Origin of the sequence: Pseudoalteromonas sp. S3178 (assembly GCF_005886985.1) — a bacterium.
Classification (GTDB): Bacteria; Pseudomonadota; Gammaproteobacteria; order Enterobacterales; family Alteromonadaceae; genus Pseudoalteromonas; species Pseudoalteromonas carrageenovora.
The window spans coordinates 1-417 of sequence record NZ_PNCW01000461.1 but is presented as its reverse complement, the minus strand read 5'-3'; the positions used below and the strand labels follow the sequence as shown (position 1 = coordinate 417).

Sequence of the window (417 nt, the reverse complement as noted above, 5' to 3'; positions counted from 1 at the left end):
TAATAGGGATATTAATTCGTTAATTGAGTCGTCTGTTTTATGAAATGCGGATAGGCCAATAAGGGCAGTTAATAGATTTTCTATATTTTCGGCTGTAGTAATTAGATCAACATTGTTAGTATCTTGCTTAGACATGGATAACTCCTCGAAAGTTGTTTATGTTAGTGTCAGGTAAGAGTTACCGCTCTACCTGACATGCCTATAAGATCACTTATTGACTAACTTTTCAACTCTCCTTTAATTTTAAAAGTTCAAAGTCACCTTCCCGTGAAACGGGCCCCTCCCTTGAACCCTTAAAATTAGGGTCGTTATGAATATCGGCTACAGTTTGAATTATGGAATTTAAGAAACCATGATTATTAAAAACACTATTAATCTTAGGCAAAGGTGAAGAACCTGAGCCAATGCGACTTAAAA

The 417-nt window shown here is 35.5% G+C and carries 1 protein-coding gene; it reads right to left on the bottom strand.

Annotation, left to right across the window (positions count from 1 at the left end; genetic code table 11):
- Positions 1–226: 226 nt before the first annotated feature.
- A partial coding sequence (locus tag CWC11_RS23155; protein WP_212748116.1) for a hypothetical protein occupies positions 227–417 on the bottom strand: 191 nt, incomplete at its 5' end.